The organism is Nonomuraea sp. NPDC003727 (assembly GCF_053586935.1).
Map to the genome: position 1 here is coordinate 1 of NZ_JBSFNE010000007.1, position 20,913 is coordinate 20,913.

A 20,913-nucleotide genomic window follows, 5' to 3' on the forward strand; every position below is an offset into this window, starting at 1 on the left:
TTAACACACTGTTGAGTTCTCAAGAAACGGACGCGTTCACCGTCAACCACCCGGCCGCACTCGCTTCGTTCGTTGTGTCTTAATTTTACCGTTTCGTCCGACTTGCTGTCAAACCGAGCGAACCGGCTACAATCTCGACCACCCCGCTTCCGGGGCAACCCCTCTAACTTACCAGCCCTCCGACCGTTTCACAAACCGATCTTCGGAACCGCTGCGTCAGTGGGGTTTGCCAGCCCTGGCGGTCTTGCCACTAGGTGGTTGCGCCGCGCCGCGCCGACTCCTCAAGATTAGCAGCGCTCCCGACCACTCGAGACGCGAAACGTAGACTCGGCGAGGTGAGCAGCCACATCCCGCCTCTGGCGAAGAAGGTTCCGAGCGAGCGCACCCATCACGGCGACACCGTGATCGACGAATACGCGTGGCTCACCAATAAGGAAGACCCTGACACGATCGCCTATCTCCAGCAGGAGAACGACTATCTCAAGCAGGAGACCACCCACCTCGACGAGCTCCAGGAGCAGGTCTTCCAGGAGATCAAGGGGCGCACGCAGGAGACCGACCTGTCGGTTCCCAGCCGCAAGGGCGCCTGGTGGTACTTCTCGCGCACCCAGGAGGGCAAGCAGTACGGCATCTCCTGCAGGGTGCCCGCCGACGGCGACACCCCTCCGGAGGTCACCACCGACGCCACGCTCCCCGGCGAGCAGGTCCTGCTGGACGGCAACGAGCTGGCGGGCGACAACGACTTCTTCTCGATCGGCACCAGCGCCGTCACTCCGGACGGCAAGCTCCTCGCCTACTCCACCGACTACAAGGGCGACGAGCGGTTCACGCTGACGTTCAAGGACCTGGAGACGGGTGAGAAGCTCGCCGACGAGATCAGCGGCGTCTTCTACGGCGGCGCCTGGTCGGCCGACGGCACCACGTTCTTCTACACCAGGGTGGACGACGCCTGGCGCCCCTACCAGGTCCACCGCCACGTCCTCGGCACCGACGCCGCCGACGACGTGCTGGTCTACGAGGAGTCCGACGAGCGCTTCTGGGTCGGCATCGGCCTGACGCGCAGCGAGAAGTACCTCGTCCTGGGTGCCGGCAGCAAGATCACCAGCGAGGTCCGGATCCTCGACGCCGAGGACCCGACCGGCGAGTTCAGGGTCGTGCGCCCCCGCGTCACGGGCGTCGAGTACGGCGTCGAGCACGCCGGCGACCGCTTCTTCGTCCTCCACAACGAGCACGCGGAGAACTTCGAGCTCGCCACCGCGCCGCTCGACGACCCCGGGTCGTGGACGCCGCTCATCCCGCACCGCGAGGACACCCGCCTGCTGGAGATCGACGCGTTCGCCACCCACGCCGTCGTCCACTTCCGCCGCAGCGGCCTGACCGGCATCCGCGTCCTGCCCTACCCCCTGGAGGGCGGGCAGAGCGAGCCCTACGAGATCGAGTTTCCCGAGCCCCTCTACGACGTGGCGCCCGCGGGCAACCCCGAGTTCGCCACCGAACGGCTGCGCCTCGGCTACACCAGCATGGTGACCCCGCCGAGCGTCTACGACTACGACCTCGAGACGCGGCGGCTCATCCTCCTCAAGCAGCGCCCCGTGCTCGGCGGCTACGACCCCTCCGACTACGAGCAGTTCAGGGAGTGGGCGACCGCGGACGACGGCACCAAGGTGCCGATCTCTATCGTGAAGCGGAAGGACGCCGCCAGGCCCGCCCCCACCCTCCTGTACGGCTACGGCAGCTACGAGACCTCGATGGACCCGAGCTTCTCCGTCGCCAGGCTCAGCCTCCTCGACCGCGGTTTCGCCTTCGCGATCGCGCACGTGAGGGGTGGCGGCGAGATGGGCCGCCGGTGGTACGAGGAGGGCAAGCTCACCAGGAAGAAGAACACCTTCACCGACTTCGTGGCCGCCGCGCGGCACCTCAAGGCGTCCGGCTGGAGCGAGCGGATCGTCGCCAGGGGCGGTTCGGCGGGTGGCCTGCTGATGGGCGCGGTGGCCAACCTGGCCCCGGAGGAGTTCGCCGGCGTGGTGGCCGAGGTGCCGTTCGTCGACGCGCTCAACACCATCCTCGACCCGTCGCTGCCTCTGACCGTCATCGAGTGGGACGAGTGGGGCGACCCGCTGCACAACGCCGACGTCTACGCCTACATGAAGGAGTACTCCCCCTACGAGAACGTCGCGGCGACGACCTACCCGCCGATCCTGGCGATCACCAGCCTGAACGACACCAGGGTGCTCTACCACGAGCCCGCCAAGTGGATCGCGCGGCTGCGGGCGACCGCGCAGGGCGGGCCGTTCCTGCTGAAGACGGAGATGGGCGCGGGTCACGGCGGCCGCAGCGGTCGCTACGACGCGTGGAAGGAGGAGGCGTTCGCGCTGTCCTGGATCATCGAGAGGGGAACCCGGTGAGCTACGCGGCGGCCGATGACCGCTACGAGAAGATGCCCTACGTCCGCAGCGGCCGTAGCGGGCTCAGGCTGCCCCAGGTCTCGCTCGGCCTGTGGCACAACTTCGGCGACGACCGGCCGATCGAGATCTCGCGTGCCATCCTGCGCAGCGCCTTCGACCGCGGGGTGACCCACTTCGACCTGGCCAACAACTACGGCGTGCCGTACGGCTCGGCGGAGCGCAACTTCGGTGCCGTCTTCGCCCAGGACTTCCGCTCCTACCGCGACGAGCTGGTCATCTCGACCAAGGCCGGCTACGACATGTGGCCGGGCCCCTACGGGGAGTGGGGATCGCGCAAGTACGTGCTGGCCAGTCTCGACCAGTCGCTGCGGCGGATGGGCCTGGAGTACGTCGACATCTTCTACAGCCACCGTCCCGATCCGGAGACGCCGCTGGAGGAGACGATGGGCGCGTTGGACACAGCGGTGCGCTCGGGCAGGGCGCTGTACGCGGGCATCTCCAACTACTCGGCCGAGCAGACCACGCAGGCGGCGCGGATCATGCGGGAGCTGGGCACGCCGCTGCTGATCCACCAGCCGTCGTACTCGATGATCAACAGGTGGATCGAGGACGGGCTGCTGGACACGCTGGAGGACGAGGGGATCGGCTGCATCGTCTACTCCCCGCTGGCCCAGGGGCTGCTGACCGACCGCTACCTGGAGGGCGTGCCGGCCGGTTCGCGGGCGGCGACGAGCAGGTTCCTGTCGGCGGACCGGATCGACCGCGAGCTGGCGCGCGACCTCAACGAGATCGCGAGCGCGCGCGGCCAGTCGCTGGCGCAGATGGCGCTGTCGTGGGTGCTGAGGGACCCGCGGGTGACCAGCGTGCTGATCGGGGCGAGCAGCGTGGGCCAGCTGGAGGCCAACCTGGCGGCGGTGGACGGGCCGGCGTTCACGGAGGACGAGCTCGAGCAGATCGACAAGATCACGGGCTTCGCCTCGACCGCGTCGTGACGACCCCCGATCACAGAGCCTCGTGCCGCTGGAGGTAGGTGAAGGCGGCCCAGCCGGGTAGCACCGGCAGCCAGAAGGTGAGCAGCCGGTAGAGGAGCACCGCGGAGGTCGCGTACTCCGCGGGCACTCCGGCCACCGTCAGGCCGACGGCGAGCGACGCCTCGACCGCGCCCAGACCGCCAGGGGTGGGCGCGGCCGAGCCGATCGCGTTGGCGGTGAGGTACACGACGGCGACGGTGGTGAAACTGGTGTCGCCGCCGAAGGCGCGCACGCAGCCGTAGAGGCAGACCACGAACGCCAGCGACAGGCAGATGATGCCGCCGAACCCTTCGGTGATCTTGCGGGGTGACTGGAGGACGTCGAGCAGGCGCGGCACGACGTTGGCGAACAGCGAGCGCAGCCGCTTGGTGATGATCCTGCGCAGGGGCGGCACGCCGAGCACGACCACCATGAGGACGGCGACGGCGAGCACGACGGCGAGCAGCCCCCGCGAGGGTGTGAACGACGTGGTCGCGCTCGACCCGGTGATGTAGGCGAACAGCAGCAGCAGCCCGATGTGGCTGGCCAGGCCGATGACCTGGGAGGCGCCGATGCTGGCGACCGCCAGCGCCGGCGGCACCCCGCGCTTCTGCAGGTAGCGCGTGTTGATCGCGACGCCGCCCACCGCGGGCGGGGTGACCAGCTTGACGAAGGACGAGGCGAACTGCACGAGCACGGTACGGCCGAGCGGCAGCGGCTCGGGCACGAACCCTCTGATCATGAGCGCGGCGGCGACGAAGCTGAGCCCGGCGGCGGCGAACGCGAGGACGCCCCACTCCCACTTGGCCGTGGTGATGACCTGGAGCAGGTTGACCTTGCTGAGCTGCGAGAGCAGGAAGTAGGCGGCCAGGGTGCTGGCGATGATGGTGACGAGGGTGCGCGGCCGGAACCGCTCCAGCCGTACTTCTTCGACCTCGGCCTGCGGCGTCAGCGCCTCGATCTGCTCCCTGATGGCCGGCAGCAGCTCCTTCTGCTTGTTCAGGGCGGCCCTGGTCGGCCTGGTCAGCGCGATGCGCTGGAGCAGGGGCAGCGCGCTGACGAGCGCGTCGTTGCCGAGCACGGAGGCGGCGGCCTTGACCGAGCGTTCGGGCCCGACGCGGAGCGCGAGGTAGGTCAGCAGCTGCGCGATGTCGATGCGGAGCAGCAGGTCGCCAGCCGCGACCTCGCCGCTGCGCGGGTCGGTGAGGACGACGCGGCCGTCGCGGTCGAGGTGGATGCTGTCGCCGGTGAGCCGCCGGTGGGCCAGGCGCTGCATGCGGAGCAGCAGCACCTGCTCCCAGATCTGGGCCAGCAGGTCGTCGTCGAGCTCGCTGTCCTTGACGTCGTCGAGGGGGCGGGTCTCCAGGTGCTCGTAGGCGAGGAGGGCGGCCTCGGTGCCGATCTCGCTGGTGCCGAGCAGGCGCGGGGTGTTGGCGCCCGCCGCCTGGGTCGCGTAGGCCATGAGCGCCTCGCGTTCGAGCTCGGCGCGGAGCGAGCGGATGGCCCGGCGCCTGGTCTCGGAGTGGAGCCTGATGCGCCGCCACAGCCGGTACGGCAGGCCGGCCACCTGGCGGTCGCGGTCGAGCACGGTGACGTCGAGGCTGGTGCCGTCGGACAGGCCGACGGCGTAGCGGCGGCTGCCCTGGTGGTCGTCGTCGATCCGCCTGGCGGAGACGGGCGAGAAGGACAGCTTGCGTAGCGCGGAGATGACGGCGTTGCCCGGCGGGCGGGTGTTGGGGCTGCCGACGCCGTAGAGGGTGCCGTAGCCGACGGCCATGCCGAACAGGACGGTCACGATGGCGCTCGGCAGCGTGATCTGCTTGCCGGTGAACAGCGCGAAGATCGACAGCGCGGTCACCGTCCACATGAGCGCCCGCCATGTGGGGCGTCTGGAGATGCGGACGGCGGTGGCGTAGGCGATCACGGAGCTGAGCAGCGCGTTCAGCGGTTCGAGGTCGCGGCCGCCGGTCAGCAGGGTCGCCAGGTCGCCGGGGCCGTTGGTGACCAGCCACTGGCCGATCAGGTAGGAGCCGGCCATGCCGATGATGGCGGCGATCAGGCCTTCGGCGACGCGCAGGCCGTCACGGTGGAAGACCCGTTCGACGGCGAACGCGGCGGGCACGACCAGGACGGCCGCGCCGCTCAGGAAGGTGGCGATACGGGTCAGGAGGGCGGGCGCGCGGTCGGTGCCCTGGGTGACGTCCTGTTCGAGGCCGATGAGCGTCTGCTGGGCCACGAGCATGAGCAGGATGACCGCGGTGAGCGCGAGCAGGGTGGCCAGGAAGCGGAGCGCGTCGGACGGGCGGCGCAGCCGCTGCGGCAGCAGTGGTTCGACGACGAACACGGCCGGTTCGTCGCGCGCCTCAGACACGACTGGACGCTCCTTCGCGGAGTCCGCCGATTTCTCGCTTTCCCTGATGTCTGCCACCGACAGCGATTCTGCACCTTTCCCGGGTGACCGTGCGATCTCCAGCTTCCAGTGTCCGTCCACCCCACCGCGGCCACTGCCCCGGGTAACGTCTCTACCAGCAACGACGTGCCTTGCCATACCCGGTGGTGAAAGCTTGCCACTCTGTGCGGCATGATCACCCATTTGCTCGTCGCCTGCGCCGTGGCCCTGCCCGGCGCCCCTCTCGCCGAAGATGTACAGATCGCCAACATTCTCGGCCATCTGCGAGCATTCCAGGCAATCGCCGACGCCCACGGCGGTAACAGAGCGGCGGGAACTCCAGGCTATGACGCTTCGGCCGACTATGTGGCGGCGCGCCTGCGTGAGGCGGGATACGACGTCGAGCAGCAATTCTTTCAATTCGATCACTACCGGGAACTGTTCCCGGCCCGGCTGGTGGCGGATGGAAAGGATGTCGGAAAGATCACAACGCTGTCCTTTTCGGCGAGTGGCGACGTCACCGGACGCCCCCAACCGGCGGGAACGGGCTGCCTGAACGCCGACTTCACCGATTTCCCCGCAGGCGGGGTCGCGGTGGTCGACAGGGGTGGCTGCACGTTCGCCGCCAAGGCGGCCAACGCCACGGCGGCGGGCGCGGGCGCGCTGGTGGTCGTCAACCAGGGTGGCACGTTCGCCGGCAGCACGGGTGCTCCTCAGCGCATTCCCGTGGTGGGCGTCGACGCGACGACCGGCATGGAGGTGGCGGACGCCCGGCAGCTGCGGGTGGCGACCAGCACCGACACCACGCGGCAGATCACGAGCAACGTGATCGCGCAGACGAAGGGCGGCGCGTCCGACGACGTGGTGATGGTCGGCGCCCATCTCGACTCGGTACGGCAGGGCCCCGGCATCAACGACAACGGCTCGGGCAGCGCGGCCGTCCTGGAGGTCGCCCTGAAGATGGCCGCCTACCAGCCCGAGCGGGCGGTCCGCTTCGCCTGGTGGGGCGCCGAGGAGCTGGGACTGCTCGGATCGACGTACTACGTGAGCTCCCTCTCACCGGAGGAGCGCGAGAAAATCACGATGTACCTGAACTTCGACATGATCGCCTCTCCCAACCACACGTTCGGGATCTACGACGGCGACGACTCCGACGGGGTGGGCGAGGGCCCGGGACCGGAGGGGTCGGCCGAGATCGAGCAGGAGTTCGTGCGGTTCTTCGCGGAGCGCGGCCTGCCGTACAAGGGGACCGACTTCAGCGGGCGCTCGGACTACGGGCCGTTCGTCGGCGTCGGAATACCGGCGGGCGGGCTGTTCACCGGCGCCGAGACGGAGAAGACCGAGCGGGAGGCGAAGCTGTTCGGCGGGCAGGCGGGTGCCCCGATGGACACGTGCTACCACCAGGCCTGCGACACCACGCAGAACATCGACGCGCACGCATTGGACGTGTCCGCCGACGCGATGGCGACGGTGATCACCGAGTTGGCCTGGCGTCGATAACGAAATGCATTCGGGATCTTTCCGATAAAGGGTCGCCAATATACCTTTCCGAGCATGCACTTAGCCGTCGAGGACAAGCATTTTCATTCTCCGAGGAGAGCACGTATGCGTTCCCGTCTGGGCAAGGGCCTGCTGGCCGCGGTTCTCGTCGCACCTCTGACGCTCACCGGCACCGCCCACGCGGACGCGCCCGCCAACACGGTGCGCAAGCTCGTGAACGCGGTCAAGGGCGAGAATGTCAAGCGCCATCTACAGGTGCTCGACCTCATCGGAAAGGCCAACGGCAACACCCGCGTGGACGGCACGCGCGGCTACGAACTGTCTCGCGACTACGTGGCCACCCTGCTGCGGCTCGCGGGCTACAAGGTGACGGTCCAGCCGTTCGAGTTCGAGTTCGAGGGCTACAAGACGCCGCCGGTCCTGCAGCGGACCGCTCCAGAGCCGAAGTCGTTCGCCCACGTGACGGAGTTCACCGAGGTGGACGCGAGCGCCGCCGGTACGGTCACCGCCCCGGTGCAGCCGGTCGACGTCGTGCTGCCGCCGCCGGCGACCCCCGGCTCGACCTCGGGGTGCGAGGCGAGCGACTTCGCGAACTTCACCAGGGGCAACATCGCCCTCGTTCAGCGCGGCACCTGCAACTTCGCCGACAAGGTGGCCAACGCCGTCGCCGCTGGCGCCTCCGCGGTGATCATCTTCAATGAGGGCCAGCCCGGCCGGACGACGGCCCGGGTGAACCCGGGCATCGGCGAGAACGTGCCGGTGCCCGTCTTCTTCACCAGCTTCGCGGTCGGCGACGAGCTGGCCGCCAAGCCGGGCACCACGGTGAAGGTGTCGTTCGACAAGCTGGTCGAGACGCGGACCACCTACAACGTGATCGCCGAGTCCCGGTGGGGCGACGGCGGCAACGTCGTGATGGCGGGCGCGCACCTCGACTCGGTCCAGCCGGGCCCCGGCATCAACGACAACGGCTCGGGCGCCGGCGGCGTACTGGAGGTGGCGCTGCGACTGGCCGCGCACCGGCCGGCCAACAAGGTCCGCTTCGGGTTCTGGGGCGGCGAGGAGTTCGGGCTGCTCGGGTCCAACCACTACGTGGCGAACCTGACCGAGCAGGAGAAGGCGGACATCGCCCTCTACCTCAACTTCGACATGATCGCCTCGCCGAACTTCACCTACGGCGTGTACGACGGCGACGGCGACGCCTTCGGCGTGCCGGGACCCGAGGGCTCGGCGCAGGTCGAGAAGGCCTTCCAGGACTTCTACACCGCGCGTGGCCTGCGGTCCAAGCCGAGCGAGTTCGACGGCAGGTCCGACTACAAGGCCTTCATCGACGCGGGCATCCCCGGCGGCGGCCTGTTCACCGGCGCGGAGAAGATCAAGACCGCGGAGGAGGTCGCGATCTGGGGCGGCACCGCGGGGATCGAGTACGACCCCTGCTACCACGCCCCCTGCGACACCATCAAGAACATCGACGACACCGCGCTCGACGTCAACTCCGACGCGATCGCCACGCTGGTCGGCACCTACGCCTTCGACGCGAGCGCCGTCAACGGCCTCAGGGCGGCGGGCCCCCGCACGACCGCGGGCGTGGCCCGCGCCACCGGCGACGGCCACGACCACGACAAGGTCGAGCTGAGCTAGATCCCACCGGCGGCCCGTCGACAGCTCGGCGGGCCGCCGCTCGTGTGCTCTCGGGGGACCAACCGTCATCGAGGAGTCTCATGAGTCATCGCCGGAAGAAGGGCCTGCTCAGCGCCGCGCTGGCCACGGCCATCCTCATCACGCCTCTGGCAGCCTCGGGAACGGCGCACGCCGACCCGAACAACAACTCGGTCCGCAAGCTCGTCAAGGCCGTCGACGGCCGGAACGTCAAGAAGCACCTCAAGGTGCTCGACCTGATCGCCAAAGCCAACGGCAACACCCGCGTGGACGGCACGCGGGGCTTCGAGCTGTCGCGTGACTACGTGTCCGCCCTGCTGCGGCTGGCCGGATACCAGGTCTCGACGCAGAAGTTCACCTTCGAGAACGAGGAGTTCAAGACCAAGCCGGTCTTCGAGCGCAAGTCACCGAACCCGAAGGTCTACGCGCTCGGCCTCGACTGGATCCCGTCGGGCCACACCGCCGAGGGCAGCTTCACCGCCAAGATCCAGCCTGTCGACGTGCAGATCCCGCCGGGGCCGGCGCCCAGCTCCTCCACCTCGGGGTGCGAGCCGGCCGACTTCGCCGGGTTCACCGCGGGCGACTTCGCGCTGATCCAGCGCGGCACCTGCAGTTTCGCGATCAAGGTGGCCAACGCCAAGGCCGCGGGCGCCACCGGCGTCGTGCTGTTCAACGAGGGGCAGCCGGGCCGTACCGAGGCCGACGTCAACCCCGACCTGGGTGGCCGGCAGGACATCCCGGTGCTGTTCACCAGCTTCTGGGAGGGCAGGGACCTGGCGGCCACGCCCGGCGCGGAGGTGGGCTTCACCTTCTCGTGGGAGACGGAGGTCAAGACCTACGAGTCGTACAACGTGCTGGCCGAGTCGCGGCACGGCCGCGCGGACAAGGTCGTGATGGTCGGCGGTCACCTCGACTCGGTCGAGGACGGCCCCGGCATCAACGACAACGGCTCGGGTGCCGGAGCGATCCTGGAGGTGGCGCTCCGGATGGCCAAGGCGAAGCCGGAGAACAAGGTCCGCTTCGCCTTCTGGGGCGGCGAGGAGTTCGGCCTGCTCGGCGCCGAGCACTACGTGGCGAACCTGACCGAGCAGGAGAAGGCGAACATCGCCCTCTACCTGAACTTCGACATGATCGCCTCGCCGAACTTCGTCTACCACGTCTACGACGGCGACGACTCCGACGGCGTGGGCGCGGGCCCTGGCCCCGAGGGCTCGGCGCAGATCGAGAAGTACTTCGAGCAGTTCTACGCCGGGCGCGATCTCGCCTTCAAGGGCACCGACTTCGACGGCCGCTCCGACTACGGGCCGTTCATCGCGGTCGGGATCCCCGCCGGCGGCCTGTTCACGGGGGCGGAGAAGCGCAAGACGCCCGAGGAGGTCGCCCTGTGGGGCGGTACGGCGGGCGAGCGCTACGACCGGTGCTACCACCAGGCCTGCGACACCATCAAGAACATCAGCGACACGGCGCTCGACGTCAACGCCGACGCCATCGCCACGGTCGTGGGCACCTACGCCTTCGACTCCTCGTTGACCAACGGGCCGCACACGCCCGCCGTCACCTCCAAGGCCACCACCTCTCACGGCAAGGGCGCGCACGGGCTCGACGCGCCCAAGGCGCTGAGCTGACGCTGCCGGGCGCAGCGTCCCGGTGGGGGCGCTGCGCCTACACTCGATGCCATGTCGGCCAAGTCGGGAAAGTCGGGGACGTCGGGAAAGTCGGGGGAGCTGCGGGTTCTGGGGGCGTGTCCGCTTGACTGCCCCGACACGTGCTCCTGGGTCGTGACCGTCCAGGACGGCCAGGCCGTCAAAATGCGCGGCAATCCCGACCAGCCGTACACCCGGGGCGCCCTGTGCGTGAAGGTCAACCGGTACCTCGAACACACCAGGGCCGACGACAGGATCCTGTATCCGCTGCGCCGTACGGGGCCGAAGGGCTCGGGCCGGTTCGAGCGGATCACCTGGGACGAGGCGCTCGACGAGATCGCCACCAGGCTGCGCGCGATCGTGGACGAGCACGGCGGCGAGGCGATCTGGCCCTACCTCGGCACCGGCTCGCTCGGCTACCTGCAGGGCTGCGAGGGCGTGGCGGGACGCAGGTTCTGGAACGTGCTCGGCGCGGGCAAGCACTCCCTCAACATCTGCTCGGTCGCCGGGAGCCTCGGCCTGGCGCGCACCCAGGGCACCGCGGGCGGCATGGACCCGGAGAACTTCGCCCAGGCCAGGCTGATCATCCTCTGGGGCACCAACACCCTGACGAGCGGCCACCACCTGTGGAAGTTCATCCAGGACGGCCGGGCGGCCGGCGCCTACGTGGTGGCGATCGACCCGATCCGCACCAGGACGGCCGACCAGGCCGACGAGCACCTGGCGATCAGGCCGGGCACGGACGCGGCGCTGGCGCTCGGGCTGCTCAACGTCGTGCTGGCGGAGAACGCCCAGGACGAGGAGTACCTGGCGCAGCACACCGAGGGCTGGGCGGAGTTCCGGGCGGAGATCGAGGAGTGGCCGGTCGAGCGGGCCGCCGAGGTCACCGGGATCCCGGCCGAGGCCGTCCACAGCCTGGGGATACGGCTGGCGCGCACCCGCCCGACCGCGATCCGCGCCACCATGGGCATCCAGCGGCACGAGGGCGGCGGCACGGCGATGCGGACGATCGCCGCCATCCCCGGCGTCACGGGCGACTGGCGCCACCCGGGCGGCGGCGTCGCCTACTCCACCACCGGCCACGTCCGCCTGAACATCGACCGCCGCTTCGACCTGCTGGCCGGTCCGGTCAGGACCAGGTTCATGACCCGCCTGGCCGCCGACCTCGACGACGTGAAGTGCCTGTGGGTCTACCTGGCCAACCCGGTGGGCTCCACCTCCGACTCCAACAGGATCAGGCGCAAGCTGCTGCGGGAGGACCTGTTCACGGTCGTCATGGAGCAGTTCCCCACCGACACGGTGGACTACGCCGACATCGTGCTGCCGGCCACCATGCAGACCGAGCACATGGACCTGCACGCCGGCTACGGCCACATGTACCTGATGTGGAACGAGCCCGCCGTCGCGCCCGCGGGCGAGGCCCTGTCCACCACCGAGACCTTCCGCCGCCTGGCCGCCCACATGGGCATGACCGAGCCGTCGCTGTACGACTCCGACCTGGAGCTGGCCGCCGAGCTGCTGTCCAGCGGCCACCCGTCCCTCGACGGCATCACGCTCGACCGCCTGCGCAAGGAGGGCTGGGTGCGGATGAGCTACCCGACGCCCTTCGCGCCCTTCGCCGAGGGCTTCCCCACCCCGTCGGGCCGGCTGCGCTTCCCCCGGCGCGGCAAGGCCTACGTGCCCTCCCTCTCCGCCCGTGCCAATCCGGCGGGCGACAAGCTGACCCTGATCACGCCGGCCTCGCACACCTTCCTCAACACCACGTTCGGCAACAACCCCGAGCTGCTGCGCAGGGCCAAGGACCCCGTCGTCCTGGTCAACCCCGCCGACGCGCACGCCAGGGGCCTGTCCACGGGCCAGCGCGTCAGGGTGGTCAACCACAACGGCTACTTCCTGGCCGACGTGGAGGTCAGCGACCGCGTCGCCAAGGGCGTGGTGGCCAGCCCCAAGGGCAGGTGGCCCAAGCACACCATCGGCGGCTCGAACCCGAACGCCGTGGTGGACGAGCGCGACGCCGACATGGGCAGGGGCGCCGTCTACCACGACAACCTAGTCGAGCTGGAGCTTGAACCCCTCGTGTGACTGGGCGTAGCCGAGGGAGCGGTAGAAGCGGTGCGCGTCCTCGCGCCGCTTGTCGGAGGTGAGCTGCACCATCGCGCAACCGCGCGCCCTGCCTCTGGTGTGCGCCCACTCCATCATCTTGCGGCCCCAGCCCTGCCCGCGCAGCTGGGCGGCGATCCGCACCGCCTCGACCTGCAGGCGGGTGGCGCCGCGCCGGGAGATGCCCGGGATGTAGGTGAGCTGCATGGTGCCGACGACCTCCCCCTTCAGCTCCAGCACGATCAGCTCGTTGTTGGGGTCGGCGTCGATGGCCTCGAAGGCGGCCCGGTGGTCGTCGCCGTACTCCCCCGTCCTGGCGGCGGAGATCGCGTCGTCGGTGATGAGCGCGACGATGACGGGCACGTCGGCGGCGCGTGCCGTACGGAAGACCAGGGAGAGCACGTAGTGCGACTCCATCAGGTCCGGGTTGGACGGCAGCGCCATGACCTTGCCCGAGGGGATGAAGCCCCTGCGCGTGTAGAGCGCGCGGGCCGCGGTGTTGGCGTCGACGGCCCACAGGCCGATCTCCTCGGCGTCGCGGGCGCGGGCCCAGGCGACGACCTCGTCGAGCAGGCGGTCCGCCTGCCCCTGACCTCTCGCTTCGGGGGCGACCCACATCGACACCAGGTGCACGTGTCCGGGGTGCTCCTCGAAACCGCAGGCCAGCCCGGTGTCCTGGCCGTCACGGGTGGCGACGAACCAGGCGGAGCCGGGGGCGGCAAGCCGCTCGGCCCACTTGTCCTCGGGGAAGGCGGATTCCTTGGCGTGGGTGGAGGCGAAGGCGTCGGGGGCGTCGGCCAGCGCGCGCAGCCTGATCGCCCTGAGCCGGTCGGTCTCGTCGGCGCCGAGACGCTCGATGCGGAGTTCCTGCATGCCCGAAATCATGGCAGGCCGGCCTCCGGGGACTCTCAGGGTGATTCCCCGATGTGAACAGGGGCCGCCGAACGGCACTCTGGCTACATGAACGAGCTCTCCCGACGCGAAGAACTGTCGTTGTCGGGCGCCGCGCTGCGTGGCGCCCCTTGGAAGGCCGCCGCCGTGGGCGGTGGCGTGGTGGCCGCCGCGAGCTACGGCATGGGCGTGATCCTGCCGGGCCCGGCCGACCTGCCGTGGGCCCTCGGGCTCGGCGTCAGCCTGTTCGCCCTGATCGCGGCCATCGGCGCGATCGCCAAGCCGGAGGAGGGCGACCGGGTCACCCGGCAGGCGCGCCACTGGTCGCTGCGCCACCCGTGGAAGTTCGCCCTGCTGCCCGCCGGCATCACGGCGGTCGCCACCTACCCGATCCAGCTGGTCATCGACGGCGAGGGCATCTTCGGCGCCGCCTGGGACGCGCTGTGGGGCGGCGCGCTGGTGTACCTCATCGCGGGCATCCTGACGCTGACCATGAAGGGCAGGGCGCGCTAGCCGTTCGACCCTTCGAGAGAGCGGCGCACGGTGCGTGGGCGGCGCCGCCGCCCACGCACCGCCGGCGGCCTCACGCCGACGCCGCGTCCTTCTCGGCCTGCGAGCGGCAGACGCAGAACTCGTTGCCCTCCGGGTCGAGCATGGTCACCCAGCCGGTGCCGTCAGGATTGCGGTGGTCCTGGTGGACTGTCGCGCCGAGACCCAGCAGGCGCTCGACCTCCTCGTCGCGCGAGCTGCCGTCGATGCCGTTGACGTCGAGGTGGACCCTGTTCTTCACCGTCTTGCCCTCGGGCACCTTGATGAACAGCACGAACGGGTCCTGGTGGGTGCGGATCGCGACCTCGTCGTCACCGGGCGCGCAGTCACCCCACAGCGGCAGGCCCGTGGCCTTGCTCCACCAGGTGGCGAGCTCGTACGGGTCCGCGGCGTCGACGGTCACGGCGTGGATCTCAATCATGCGGCAAGGCTAGTGGCCGGCCCCGGCGAGATTGAGACCGACGACCCCGACCAGGATGAGCGCGATCGAGCCCAGTTTGACCGCCGACACGTCGTCGCCCAACATCAGCATGCCGAGCGTGGCCGTACCGACGGCGCCGATGCCCGTCCACACCGCGTAGGCCGTACCGACCTCCAGGCTCTTGAGCGCGAAGGCGAGCGCGCCGAAGCTCAGCACGGCGAAGACGAGGAAGCTCACCGCCCACCACACGTGCGAGAAGCCGTCGCTCATCTTCAGCGAGTAGGCCATGGCGACCTCGAGCAGGCCGGCGGCGACGAGAATGACCCAAGCCATGCGAAGCACTCCTTCTGTCGTAGGGGTGCGTCGTCTTGGCTTTCCGGGTACGGCGCGTCTCGTCCGGGAGCGGGTCGCTCACTCATCCCAACGGTTCAGGTGGCGCGCCGATTCCACCAGAGCGTGACCCAGCGGTCGCGGGGCACCGGCCACATGCCCATCGACATGGCCGTCTCGGCCACCTCCTCCGCCCGCGAAGGCTCGAGGCAGGCCCGGTGGCAGACGCTGGCGGCCAGTTCCTCGATCGTGTCGAAGCGTTCGATGGGTGCCTCCCGCTCCTCCACCCGCACCTCGAAGCCGAGCGCGGCGGCCAGCGCCACCGCGTCCTCCGCGATAGGCCGGACCGGGCGCCTGATCCCGTGGAAGTGCTCCCACAGCGGGCTCATCCAGCTCATCGGATGGCGGTGCGGAAGCTCGACGACCACCCTGCGGGTGGCGTGGGCGTCGAGGGCGCGCAGGAACACCGCCAGGTCAGGAACGTTGTAGACGACGTGCGCGGCCACCGCGACGTCGGCCGTGCCGGCCTCCTCGGCGACCTGCGGCCACCTGCCCTCGACGGTCGTCACGCGGACGCCGGCCTTGTCCGCCCTGACGGTGAGCTCGCCGAGCATCGCGGCCGAGGTGTCGACGGCGATCAGCTCGCCGATCCTGTCGGCCAGCGGGAGGGAGGCCGCGCCAGGCCCCGAGCCCACGTCCAGCAGCGTCCCGCCCTCGGGCAGGGCCTCGGCCACCCGGTCCAGGGTCGGCCCGCCGGGCTCGGCCAGCGCGCGGTCGGTCCTGGCCGCGAAACGGGTGGGTGAGTGGCCCCAGGGGTCGACGGGCGCCTTCGCCAGGATTTCCGGCGGAATGGCCCATGACTCCAGGTTTCGCCGCCATCGTTCGTTCAGCGCCTCGGCATCCATGTGACGAGAGTATGTGCTTAGCGGAGGTTACCCATGGGTAGCATTGGGAGTAAGGTTACTCGCCAGTACTAACGCCCCCGGTTCAAGGAGACAGCGGCCATGGGCCACTACAAGAGCAACGTGCGGGACCTGGAGTTCAACCTCTTCGAGGTCTTCGGTCGCCGCGAGATCCTCGGTAACGGCCCGTTCTCGGAAGTGGACGAGGACGTCGCCCGCAGCATCCTCGACGAGGTCAACAGGCTCGCCACGGGTGTGCTGGCCGACTCCTTCGAGGAGGGTGACCGCACGCCTCCGGTCTTCGACCCGGCCGCCTCGACGGTGACCGTACCCGCCGGCGTGAAGAAGTCGTTCAAGGCGCTCATGGACGGCGGATGGGCGCACCTCGACCTGCCCGCCGAGCTCGGCGGGCCCGGTGTCCCCCGCTCGCTGGCGTGGTCGGCCGCCGAGATGATCCTGGGCGCCAACCCGGCTCTCTACATGTACGCCGCGGGCCCCAACTTCGCCTACACGCTGTGGAAGGTCGGCACCCCCGACCAGCAGCGGTTCGCCGAGCTGGCGATCGAGAACAACTGGGGCGCCACCATGGTGCTGACCGAGCCCGACGCGGGCTCCGACGTCGGCGCCGGGCGCGCCCGCGCCATCCAGCAGCCCGACGGCACCTGGCACATCGAAGGCGTCAAGCGCTTCATCACCAGCGCCGAGCACGACATGGCCGACAACATCTTCCACCTGGTGCTGGCCAGGCCCGAGGGCGCGGGCCCCGGCACCAAGGGCCTGTCGATGTTCCTGGTGCCCAAGTACCACGTGAACCTGGAGAACGGCGAGCTCGGCGAGCGCAACGGCGTCTACGTCACCAACGTCGAGAAGAAGATGGGCCTGAAGGTCTCCACGACCTGCGAGCTGACCTTCGGCGACAAGCACCCGGCGATCGGCACGCTGGTCGGCGACGTGCACGAGGGCATCAGGCAGATGTTCATGGTGATCGAGCACGCCCGGATGATGGTCGGCACCAAGGCCATCGCGACGCTGTCGACCGGTTACCTCAACGCGCTGGAGTACGCCAAGTCCCGCCTCCAGGGCGCCGACCTGACCCAGATGGCCGACAAGTCCGCGCCGCGCGTGACCATCACCCACCACCCCGACGTGCGCCGCGAGCTGATGCTGCAGAAGTCGTACGCCGAGGGCATGCGCGCGCTGGTCCTCTACACGGCCACCTTCCAGGACGCCCTGCTGGTCAACCCCGGCGACGAGCACGCCGAGGCGATGAACGACCTGCTGCTGCCCGTGGTCAAGGGCGTCGGCTCCGAGCGCTCCTATGAGCTGCTGTCGCGCTCGCTGCAGACGCTGGGCGGCTCGGGCTACCTGCAGGACTACCCGATCGAGCAGTACATCCGCGACGCGAAGATCGACTCCCTGTACGAGGGCACGACCGCGATCCAGGGCCTCGACCTGTTCTTCCGCAAGATCCTGCGCAACCAGGGCGCGGCGGTCGGCTCCCTCATGGCCGAGATCAACGCCTTCGCCGCCTCCGAGGCCGGCAACGGCAGGCTCAAGCAGGAGCGCAGGCTTCTCGCCCAGGCCGCCGCCGACGTCAAGGCCATGGGCGACACGTTGGCGGGCTGGGCGCTGGGCTCGCTGGAGGCGCAGCGCGAGATCTACAAGGTCGGGCTCAACACCACGCGCTTCCTGCTGTCGCTCGGCGACCTGATCATCGGCTGGCTGCTGCTGCGCCAGGCGGAGATCGCGCTGGCCCGGCTGGCCGAGGGCGAGGACCCGTTCTACCAGGGCAAGGTGGCGGGGGCGTCGTTCTTCGCGACGACCGTGCTGCCGCGCCTGGCCGCCGAGCGGGCCGTGCTGGAGAGCACCGGCCTCGACCTGATGGACCTGCCGGAAGAGGCGTTCTAGACCACCTGCTCCCGCGGCAGGTCCGGAAGGCCGTCCACCCGCGCGGTGGGCGGCCTTCCGTGTACCTTCACGACATGTCCCCACGTGTCGAAGAGGTGTCCGAGGGCGTCTACGCCTACATCCAGCCCGACGGGAGCTGGTGGATCAACAACACCGGGTTCCTGGCCGGACGCAGGGGCGTCATCTCCATCGACGCCTGCTCCACCGAGCGCCGCACCCGCGCCTACCGCGAGGCCATCGCCCAGGTCTCCGACCGGCCGATCACCACGCTGGTCAACACTCACCACCACGGCGACCACACCTTCGGCAACCACCTGTTCCCTGAGGCGACGATCGTGGCGCACGAGCGGACCAGGGAGCGGATCCTCGCCGACGGGGTGCCCACCTACCTGGGCGCGTGGTCTCCCGACGTCGAATGGGGCACGCTCGATCCCGTGCCGCCGTTCCTCACCTACACCGACGGCGTCACCCTCTACTCCGACGAGCTGCGCTGCGAGGTCAGGCACGTCGGGTTCGCCGCGCACACCACCAACGACTCCTACGTGTGGATCCCGTCGCGCAAGGTGCTGTTCGCGGGCGACCTGGTCTTCAACGGCGGCACGCCGTTCGTGCTGATGGGCTCGGTGGACGGCGCGCTGGCCGCGCTCGACCAGCTGGAGGCGCTCGGCGCGGAGACGATCGTGCCGGGGCACGGCGACGTGTGCGGCCCCTCGGCGATCGACACGGTGCGCGGCTACCTGCGGTTCGTCCGGCAGACCGCCGAGGCGGGGATGGCGGCCGGGCTGTCGCCGCTGGAGCTGGCCCGGCAGACCGATCTCGGCGAGTACGGCACGCTGGTCGACGGCGAGCGCATCGTCGGCAACCTGCACCGGGCCTACGCCGACGCCACCGGCGGCGACGTCGACCTGGCGGCCGCCGTCCTCGACATGATCGCCTTCAACGGCGGGCGACCGCTGACGTGTCACGCCTGAGGGTGTGATCTTCACCAGGAGGGTATGACCGTCTCCGTACGTGGTCTTTACCCTCCGGAGGTCGTCATGGGTGTCGGGGTCAGCATCTTCTTCCTCACGCTCGGCGCCATCCTCCGTTTCGCCATCGAGCCCGACGTGTTCGGCAGCGCCGTCCACATGGACAGGATCGGTGTCATCTTCATGATCGTCGGTGGGGTCGGCGTGGTGCTGAGCATCGTGCTGGCCCCGCGCCGCGGCCACACCTCCGAGGACCGGCTGATGCACCGGGAGAACAACCCGCCCGAAGTCTGAAATCGTCGGGAAGGACCGGCCCGCTGCGGGCAATCAAGGGTGTGATCACCGCTCCAGGCGTCTTCGAGGCCGTCTTCGACGCCCACTTCGAGGAGATCCGGCGCTACATCGGGCGCAGGCTCGACCTCGACGTGGCCGAGGACCTCGCCGCGGAGACCTTCCTCATCGCCTTCCGGCAGCGCGACCGCTTCGACTCCGCCCTCGGAGAGGTCAGGCCGTGGCTGTACGGCATCGCGACCAACCTCATCGGCCGCCATCGCCGCGCCGAGGTGCGCAGGTACCGCGCGATGGCCAGGTCAGGGCCGCCACCCGACGACGAGGGGCACGACCAGCGGATCGTGGACAGGCTCACCGCCGACGTGCGGGCCGACCGGCTGGCGGGGGCGCTGGCGCGGCTGTCACCCGGTGAGCGTGACGTGGTGCTGCTCGTCGCGTACGGCGGGCTGACATACGACGAGGTGGCCACGGCGCTCAAGATCGCCACGGGGACGGTCGCCTCCCGGTTGAGCAGGGCCAGGACCAAGCTGCGTGAGGTGATGGGATGAACGAGTTCCAGGTCATCGACTCGGTGATGCCGGACGTGCCGCCCGCCTCGCCCGAACAGCTCGCGGCGACACGGGACCGGGTCCTGTCCAGGCAGGCGCTCCCCCCGGCCGTCCAACCGCGGCGCGCGAGCGGCCGATGGGCGGGATGGTGGGCGTGGACGGGGACGGCGCTCGCGGCGGCGGCCGTCGTCCTCGTCGTCGGCGCGGTGGCGGCCCTGATCCCGCGGGCGGACGAGCAGCCGGCCGCGGTCCCCCCGCTGCGGAAGCTGGAGGTGGCGGCGGCCAGACTGGCGGCCACACCGGAGGCGAAGGGCCGCTACTGGCGGCAGGACTCCGAACGGGTCGTCCGGCTGAAGGGGGACGGGTACCTCGTCGAGGAACGGGCCGTCGAGTCGCTCGCCTTCGGGCCCAGCCAGGAGGTCTACAGCTGGCACGAGCCGGTGTCGGCGAAGCCGTACGGGGAGGCGGCCAGGAAGGCCTGGAAGCGGGCGGGCTCGCCGAGGCTGTGTCCCGCGCGAGGATGTGACCCGAACCTGCCCGCCTACCCGACGACGGACCTGCGCCGGAGCCTGACCCTGGCCGACGGGCTGGAGCCGACGCTGACGGAGCTGCGGAACCTGCCCGACGAGCCCGGCGCCCTGCGGGCCAGGCTGCTGGAGAGCTACGACCCCGGCCGGACCCCCCGCCGCGAGGAGTGGCTGGAGCGGGCGGCCTTCTCCCTCGTCACGCGCGTCCCTGCCACACCCGCCACGAGGGCCGCGGCCTACCTCCTGCTGGCGAAGGTGCCGGGGGTGACGGTGCTCGACCGGGTGCCGGGCGACTTCGGGCTGCGCGGCATCGCCCTGCAGTCCCTCAACGGGACGCAGGTGGTGATCGACCCCGCGACCGGGGAACTGCTCGGAACGCAGCAGTTGCCTCCCGCGCAGGCGACGATCGACCCGCTGACGGGGAAGGTGCTCAGCGTGTCGCGGCCGCCCGACGGGGTTCCGTATGCGGCGACCATCGTCACGAAGGCGGGGTGGACCGACGTGCGGCCGGTGCCGCCCCCCGGCTGCCGCAAGTGCTCCGCGCGGCTCTAGACCTCGAACTGGATGGCGGTGCGAGCCTTCCTGATCGGGACGATGTGCTCGTTGATGACGGCGTGGTGCTGCGGGTGGTCGCGGTAGACCTCGAAGTCGGCGACCGAGTCGAACTCGGCGACGATGCCGAAGTCGGCGTTGCCCGCGCCGGCGAGGCCGAGGTCGCTGCCGAGCTCGTAGCGGCGCAGCTCGGGGATCACGGCGGGCAGGGCGGCCAGGCCCTTCTCGACGGCGGCCTTCTGCTCCTCGGTGGCGGCGTCGGTCCAGGTCAACAGCACGATGTGACGGATCATGGCTTCAGCCTAGCCGTGGGGCGGGCGCCG

The 20,913-nt window shown here is 69.9% G+C and carries 18 protein-coding genes and 1 riboswitch; of the genes, 12 read left to right on the plus strand and 6 right to left on the minus strand.

What is annotated here, in order from left to right; translation table 11 throughout:
• Nucleotides 1-335: 335 nt before the first annotated feature.
• Both ACWDLG_RS18740 and mgrA read left to right on the plus strand, forming a co-directional pair.
• A complete protein-coding gene (locus ACWDLG_RS18740; RefSeq protein WP_449921461.1) occupies nt 336-2,405 on the plus strand; it encodes a S9 family peptidase in 2,070 nt (689 codons plus the stop codon).
• Complete coding sequence (gene mgrA, locus ACWDLG_RS18745) at nt 2,402-3,397, plus strand: L-glyceraldehyde 3-phosphate reductase (protein WP_449921464.1); 996 nt, start codon at nt 2,402-2,404, stop codon at nt 3,395-3,397. Before ACWDLG_RS18740 ends, mgrA begins: the two co-directional genes overlap by 4 nt.
• A gap of 10 nt (nt 3,398-3,407) precedes the next feature.
• On the opposite strand, the gene ACWDLG_RS18750 is transcribed toward mgrA, so the two are convergent.
• Nucleotides 3,408-5,786, minus strand: coding sequence for a flippase-like domain-containing protein (locus ACWDLG_RS18750; protein ID WP_449921466.1), 2,379 nt, complete (start codon nt 5,784-5,786; stop codon nt 3,408-3,410).
• Between the two features lie 210 nt (nt 5,787-5,996).
• On the opposite strand from ACWDLG_RS18750, the gene ACWDLG_RS18755 reads away from it, so the two are divergent.
• The 4 genes from ACWDLG_RS18755 (at nt 5,997) to ACWDLG_RS18770 (ending at nt 12,685) form a co-directional block, all read left to right on the plus strand.
• Nucleotides 5,997-7,304 carry a M28 family metallopeptidase gene (locus ACWDLG_RS18755; RefSeq protein ID WP_449921469.1) on the plus strand — a complete coding sequence of 436 codons (1,308 nt, stop codon included), beginning with the start codon at nt 5,997-5,999 and terminating at the stop codon, nt 7,302-7,304.
• A gap of 105 nt (nt 7,305-7,409) precedes the next feature.
• On the plus strand, nt 7,410-8,942 hold the full coding sequence (locus tag ACWDLG_RS18760; protein ID WP_449921472.1) for a M28 family metallopeptidase: 1,533 nt from the start codon (nt 7,410-7,412) through the stop codon (nt 8,940-8,942).
• Between the two features lie 80 nt (nt 8,943-9,022).
• Entirely contained in the window at nt 9,023-10,585 is a 1,563-nt protein-coding gene (locus ACWDLG_RS18765; RefSeq protein WP_449921474.1) for a M28 family metallopeptidase, read from the plus strand.
• Nucleotides 10,586-10,636: 51 nt separating this feature from the next.
• The gene (locus tag ACWDLG_RS18770) at nt 10,637-12,685 is read left to right on the plus strand and encodes a molybdopterin-containing oxidoreductase family protein (RefSeq protein ID WP_449921477.1); all 2,049 of its coding nucleotides are present in this window, start codon (nt 10,637-10,639) and stop codon (nt 12,683-12,685) included.
• Here the strand turns inward: ACWDLG_RS18770 and ACWDLG_RS18775 are convergent.
• Nucleotides 12,653-13,576: an N-acetyltransferase family protein gene (locus ACWDLG_RS18775; RefSeq protein WP_449921479.1), complete on the minus strand. Its 924-nt coding sequence runs from the start codon at nt 13,574-13,576 to the stop codon at nt 12,653-12,655. The genes ACWDLG_RS18770 and ACWDLG_RS18775 overlap by 33 nt on opposite strands.
• An 87-nt stretch (nt 13,577-13,663) precedes the next feature.
• Between ACWDLG_RS18775 and ACWDLG_RS18780 the strand changes: the two genes are divergently transcribed.
• On the plus strand, nt 13,664-14,107 hold the full coding sequence (locus ACWDLG_RS18780) for a hypothetical protein (protein WP_354920034.1): 444 nt from the start codon (nt 13,664-13,666) through the stop codon (nt 14,105-14,107).
• A gap of 70 nt (nt 14,108-14,177) precedes the next feature.
• Here ACWDLG_RS18780 and ACWDLG_RS18785 read toward each other — a convergent pair whose 3' ends face one another.
• The 3 genes from ACWDLG_RS18785 to ACWDLG_RS18795 all read right to left on the minus strand — a co-directional run bounded on the left by ACWDLG_RS18785 (nt 14,178) and on the right by ACWDLG_RS18795 (nt 15,799).
• Nucleotides 14,178-14,564 (minus strand): VOC family protein, encoded by a 387-nt coding sequence (locus tag ACWDLG_RS18785; protein ID WP_449921481.1) that lies wholly within the window; start codon nt 14,562-14,564, stop codon nt 14,178-14,180.
• 9 nt (nt 14,565-14,573) lie between these two features.
• Complete coding sequence (locus ACWDLG_RS18790; RefSeq protein WP_354920028.1) at nt 14,574-14,897, minus strand: DMT family transporter; 324 nt, start codon at nt 14,895-14,897, stop codon at nt 14,574-14,576.
• Nucleotides 14,898-14,921: 24 nt separating this feature from the next.
• Nucleotides 14,922-14,982: riboswitch (guanidine-III (ykkC-III) riboswitch) on the minus strand.
• Between the two features lie 10 nt (nt 14,983-14,992).
• Nucleotides 14,993-15,799, minus strand: coding sequence for a class I SAM-dependent methyltransferase (locus tag ACWDLG_RS18795; protein WP_449921484.1), 807 nt, complete (start codon nt 15,797-15,799; stop codon nt 14,993-14,995).
• Nucleotides 15,800-15,898: 99 nt separating this feature from the next.
• On the opposite strand from ACWDLG_RS18795, the gene ACWDLG_RS18800 reads away from it, so the two are divergent.
• From ACWDLG_RS18800 to ACWDLG_RS18820, 5 genes are all read left to right on the plus strand, one after another.
• Nucleotides 15,899-17,704 carry an acyl-CoA dehydrogenase gene (locus ACWDLG_RS18800; RefSeq protein WP_449921486.1) on the plus strand — a complete coding sequence of 602 codons (1,806 nt, stop codon included), beginning with the start codon at nt 15,899-15,901 and terminating at the stop codon, nt 17,702-17,704.
• A 74-nt stretch (nt 17,705-17,778) separates the two neighbouring features.
• Nucleotides 17,779-18,675 carry an MBL fold metallo-hydrolase gene (locus tag ACWDLG_RS18805; RefSeq protein ID WP_449921489.1) on the plus strand — a complete coding sequence of 299 codons (897 nt, stop codon included), beginning with the start codon at nt 17,779-17,781 and terminating at the stop codon, nt 18,673-18,675.
• 66 nt (nt 18,676-18,741) lie between these two features.
• Nucleotides 18,742-18,966 carry a hypothetical protein gene (locus ACWDLG_RS18810; protein WP_354920016.1) on the plus strand — a complete coding sequence of 75 codons (225 nt, stop codon included), beginning with the start codon at nt 18,742-18,744 and terminating at the stop codon, nt 18,964-18,966.
• Between the two features lie 41 nt (nt 18,967-19,007).
• Entirely contained in the window at nt 19,008-19,511 is a 504-nt protein-coding gene (locus tag ACWDLG_RS18815; protein ID WP_449921491.1) for an RNA polymerase sigma factor, read from the plus strand.
• A complete protein-coding gene (locus ACWDLG_RS18820; RefSeq protein ID WP_449921493.1) occupies nt 19,508-20,590 on the plus strand; it encodes a hypothetical protein in 1,083 nt (360 codons plus the stop codon). Before ACWDLG_RS18815 ends, ACWDLG_RS18820 begins: the two co-directional genes overlap by 4 nt.
• Here ACWDLG_RS18820 and ACWDLG_RS18825 read toward each other — a convergent pair.
• Complete coding sequence (locus ACWDLG_RS18825; RefSeq protein WP_449921495.1) at nt 20,587-20,883, minus strand: Dabb family protein; 297 nt, start codon at nt 20,881-20,883, stop codon at nt 20,587-20,589. The two genes, ACWDLG_RS18820 and ACWDLG_RS18825, sit on opposite strands and share 4 nt — an antisense overlap.
• Nucleotides 20,884-20,913: the final 30 nt, after the last annotated feature.